Genomic DNA, 4,482 nt, shown 5'->3' with positions numbered 1-4,482 from the left:
TGCGCGCCACCCGCGCCGGGCTCCGCCTGCGTGCCGCAGCGCCGCGCCCGCAAGCGCTCGCCGCGCGCGTCGACATGCTAGGTGGGCGCCTCGCGCGCGCAGCCACACGCCTGCTGGAAGCCCGCAGCCAGCGCCTCGACGCCCTCGCCGCCCACCTCCAGCATCTCGCGCCACAGGCGGTACTGGCGCGCGGCTATGCCATCGCCCGTGACAAGCAAGGCCGCGTCCTGCGCAGCACCGCCGGCATCCCCGAGGGCGCCGCGGTGAGCGTGCAGCTCGCGGACGGCCGCCTCGACACCCGGGTCATCGGCCACGGGAAGGCCTGAGCGCACGGGTTCCGCAAATCCCCCGCATGGGCTTACCATGCGGGAAGCAAGCTTGTTCGGGGTCTAAATCCAGACTAAAATGGTCCGGCTTCTACCCCCAACCCGAACACAGACAGACCAACAACGGAGATCACGCATGGAACACACCCTGCCCGCCCTGCCCTATGCCAAGGACGCCCTCGCCCCGCACATCTCGGCCGAGACCCTGGAGTTCCACTACGGCAAGCACCACCAGGCCTACGTCACCAACCTGAACAACCTGATCAAGGGCACCGAGTACGAGAACCTCGACCTCGAAGCCATCGTCAAGAAGGCCCCCGCCGGCGGCGTGTATAACAACTCCGCGCAGGTGTGGAACCACACCTTCTTCTGGAACAGCATGAAGCCCAACGGCGGCGGCGAGCCCAGCGGCGCGCTGGCCGACGCGATCAAGGCCAAGTGGGGCTCCTTCGACGACTTCAAGAAGGCCTTCCAGGCCTCCGCAGTCGGCAACTTCGGTTCCGCCTGGACCTGGCTGGTCAAGAAGGCCGACGGCTCGGTCGACATCGTCAACATGGGCGCCGCCGGCACCCCCCTGACCACCGGCGACAAGGCCCTGCTCTGTATCGACGTGTGGGAACACGCCTACTACATCGATTACCGCAACCGTCGTCCGGACTTCGTCGCCACCTTCCTCGACAAGCTGGCCAACTGGGACTTCGCGGCGAAGAACTTCGCCTGATTCCCGGAGCCGGCCCGCGGCCGGCCGAGCTGGATGCGAAAGCGACCCGCGTGGTCGCTTTCGTGCTTTATGGCCGGTACGAGCGTCGGCGCGCGCGCGCAGCCCCCTGCGCGTCGGCGAGGCGCCACCGACGAGACACGAGATGCTCGAGATCCTCTACCGCGACGACTGGCTGGTTGCGATCCACAAGCCCTCCGGCCTGCTCGTGCACCGCAGCCCGATTGCCGCGCACGAGGAACGCTTCGCGGTGCAGCTGCTGCGCGACCAGCTCGGCCGCCGCGTGTATCCCGCCCACCGGCTGGATCGCGGCACCTCGGGCGTGCTGCTGTTCGCGCTCGATCGCGAGGTGGCGCGCACGCTCGCGCAGCGTTTCGAGGCGCAGGCGGTCGACAAGCGCTACCTGGCGGTCGTGCGCGGGCATCCGCCCGAGCACGGCGTGATCGAGCACGCGCTGGTACGCCGACTCGATGCGGTCGAAGTGCGCAGCGGCAAGGGCGCCGGGGCCCGCGACGCGCTGCCCGAGGATGTCGACGACAGTGATTCGCCAGAGGCTGCCGAGCCGGTCGCCCAGCCCGCGCGCACCCGCTTCCGCCGCCTCGCCACGGTCGAGCTGCCGCACGCGGTGGACCGCTACCCCAGCAGCCGCTACGCGCTCGTCGAGCTCCTCCCCGAGACCGGCCGCCGCCATCAGCTGCGCCGCCACCTCAAGCACATCGCCCACCCGATCATCGGCGACGCCACCTACGGCAAGGGCCGCCATAACCGCCTGTTCCAGGCGCTCTTCGGCAGCCACCGCCTGCTGCTCGCGTGCACGCGGCTGGCGCTGGCGCATCCGGTGACGGAGCGCCCGCTGGAGATCGTGGCGCCGGTGGCGGAGGATTTTGCCGCGGTGCTCGCGGCGCTCGGCTGGCAGACGGCACAGCGCAGCACTTTCGAGGCAGAATCCAGGCTTTCCGCCGCCCGCGGGCCCGCGCCCGAGCGGCCCCGTTCCCACGACACTCCAGGTAGAACGATGAACCCGCTGCTCCAGGTACGCCAGCACGGCCAGCAGATCTGGCTTGACAACCTCTCCCGCACCCTGCTCGAGGAAGGCCACCTCGCCCGCTTCGTCGCCGACGACGGCGTCGCCGGCGTGACCACCAACCCGGCGATCTTCCACAAGGCGATTTCCGGCGGGCGTTATTACGAGGACGATCTCGCCGCGCTCAAGCAGCAGCCGCTGAGCGCCGAGGCGCGCTACGAGGCCCTGGTGATCCCCGACGTGCAGCGCGCCTGCGACCTGCTCGCACCCCTGCATCGGGACAGCGGCGGCAGCGCCGGCTACGTCAGCCTGGAAGTCTCGCCCGCGCTCGCCCACGACGCCGACGGTACCGTGGCCGCCGGCCTGCGCCTGAAGGCCGCGGTCGACCGCCCCAACCTGCTGATCAAGGTGCCCGCCACGCCGGCGGGCCTGGTCGCCATCGAGCGCCTGATCGGCGAGGGCGTCAGCGTCAACGTCACGCTGATGTTCTCGCTCGCGCACTGCGAGGGGGTGGCCGAGGCCTACCTGCGCGGGCTCGCGCGTCTGCGCGCGGCGGGCGGAGACGTCGCGGGCGTGATGTCGGTGGCGAGCCTGTTCCTGTCGCGGGTCGACACCCTGGTGGACAAGCTGCTGGAAGAGCGCGGCGGCGACCTGCCGGCGCTGCGCGGCCGCACCGCGGTGGCGATGGCACGGCTGGCCTACGAGGCCTACCAGGAGCGCTTCCACGGCGCCGGCTTCGAGGACCTGGCCGCGGCGGGCGCACGTCCGCAGTACATGTTGTGGGCAAGCACCGGCACCAAGAACCCGGCCTACAGCGACCTGCTCTACGTCGAGCCGCTGATCGGTGCCGAGACCATCAACACCCTGCCCGACGCCACGCTCGACGCCCTGCGCGACCACGGCCGCGTGGCCTCGACGCTGGAACAGGATGTCGAGCAGGCCGCCGCCCACTTCACCGCGCTCGCGGCCGCCGGCATCGACCTCGTGGCCGTGGGCGAGCGCCTGCAGCAGGAAGGCCTGGCGCAGTTCGAGCAGGCCTTCGCAGGGCTGCTCGAACTCACCGCCTGAGTTGCCACCTCGCTCGCCAGCCGAGCACGACCGGGGCGGCGGCTACGCCGCCTCGAACAGCGTCGAGCGCGACACGCTGCGCCGATCGCCGGCCGACTCGAGCAGCTCCTTCATGTCGAGGATCAGCACGATCTGGCCGTTGGCGAGCGTGGTCACCCCGGCCACGCCCTTCGGTCGGAAGACCTCGAGCGACTTGATCACCGCGTCCTCGCGCCCGGCGAAGCTGTCGATCGCGAGAATGAACACCGCGGCGCCCGACTGCATCACCACGCCATACTGCGGCACCGCCTCGCGCGGCCAGCCGAGCAGCGCGGACAGCGGCACGATCGGCAGCACCTCGCCGCGCACCACCATGGTGGCCTTGCCACCGACGTCCTGGATGCCGCCCGGCTCGATCGGCAGGATCTCGCGCACCATCGACAGCGGCACGGCGAAGGGCTGATCGCCGAGGCGCACCAGCAGCACCGGCAGGATCGCCAGGGTCAGCGGCAGGTGGATCAGCAGCGTGGTGCCCTTGCCGAGCTGGGACTGGATCTCGATGCTGCCGTTGAGTTTCTGGATGTTGGTGCGCACCACGTCCATGCCGACGCCGCGGCCGGACACGTCCGACACCTTCTCGGCGGTGGAAAACCCGGGCAGGAAGATGAGGTCGTAGCTCTGGCGCTCATCGAGCGTGCTCGCCTCCTCGGCGGTGATCACGCCTTGCGCGAGCGCCTTCGCGCGCAGCCTCTCGGGATCCATGCCGCGGCCGTCGTCGGCCACGGTGATCACGATGTGGTCGCCCTCCTGGCGCGCCTCCAGGCGCAGCACCGACTTGGCCGGCTTGCCGGCGGCGGCGCGCCGGGCGGGATCCTCGATGCCGTGATCCACCGCGTTGCGGATGAGGTGGATGATCGGGTCGGAGAGATCCTCGACCATGGTCTTGTCGATCTCGGTGTCCTCACCGACCAACGCCAGCTCGACCTCCTTGCCGAGGTTGCGCGCGAGATCGCGGGCGATGCGCGGGTACTTGTGGAAGAGCCGGCCGATCGGCTGCATGCGCGTCTTCATCACCGCGTTCTGCAGATCGGAGACGAGCAGGTCGAGCTGGCTCACCGCCAGGTCGAGCGCCTGCAGGGTCTCGGTGTCGGTGCGGCCGGCAAGGATGTCGCTGCGCAGCGCGTTGAGCCGGTTCTTGGTGAGGCCGATCTCGCCCGAGAGGTTGAGCACCTGATCGAGGCGGGCGGTGTCCACCCGGATCGAGTTGTCGCGCTGACGCTCGCCCTCGCGCCGACCGACCGGCGCGCCGGCACCGGGCACGTCGCTGGCGCGGCGGCCGAAGGCGGCGGCGACCACCGGGTCGGCAG

At 70.5% G+C, this 4,482-nt stretch carries 4 protein-coding genes and 1 pseudogene; 4 read left to right on the top strand and 1 reads right to left on the bottom strand.

Going from position 1 to position 4,482, the window contains the following annotated elements; genetic code table 11:
* The 4 genes and pseudogenes from C665_RS18545 to tal form a co-directional block, all read left to right on the top strand.
* Nucleotides 1-326 (top strand): exodeoxyribonuclease VII large subunit (locus C665_RS18545; RefSeq protein WP_004326426.1); only part of this gene is annotated, 326 nt, incomplete at its 5' end.
* A gap of 136 nt (nt 327-462) precedes the next feature.
* Complete coding sequence (locus tag C665_RS18540) at nt 463-1,047, top strand: superoxide dismutase (RefSeq protein ID WP_004326425.1); 585 nt, start codon at nt 463-465, stop codon at nt 1,045-1,047.
* 142 nt (nt 1,048-1,189) lie between these two features.
* Nucleotides 1,190-1,747 (top strand): annotated as a pseudogene (locus C665_RS21195) (pseudouridine synthase); the annotation flags it as partial.
* Between the two features lie 312 nt (nt 1,748-2,059).
* A complete protein-coding gene (tal, locus tag C665_RS21190; protein ID WP_040829698.1) occupies nt 2,060-3,136 on the top strand; it encodes a transaldolase in 1,077 nt (358 codons plus the stop codon).
* Nucleotides 3,137-3,178: 42 nt separating this feature from the next.
* Here the strand turns inward: tal and C665_RS18530 are convergent.
* On the bottom strand, nt 3,179-4,482 hold a 1,304-nt coding region (locus C665_RS18530; protein WP_004326421.1), incomplete at its 5' end, for a chemotaxis protein CheA.

The organism is Thauera aminoaromatica S2, assembly GCF_000310185.1.
GTDB classification, from domain to species: Bacteria; Pseudomonadota; Gammaproteobacteria; order Burkholderiales; family Rhodocyclaceae; genus Thauera; species Thauera aminoaromatica.
The sequence above is the reverse complement of the archived record's forward strand: the minus strand, read 5'-3'. Positions and strand labels throughout refer to the sequence as shown.

Bases quoted from the DNA above. Each gene is read 5' to 3' on its own strand.
- tal (WP_040829698.1), top strand. From the start codon at position 2,060: ATGAACCCGCTGCTCCAGGTACGCCAGCACGGCCAGCAGATCTGGCTT.
- C665_RS18540 (WP_004326425.1), top strand. From the start codon at position 463: ATGGAACACACCCTGCCCGCCCTGCCCTATGCCAAGGACGCCCTCGCC.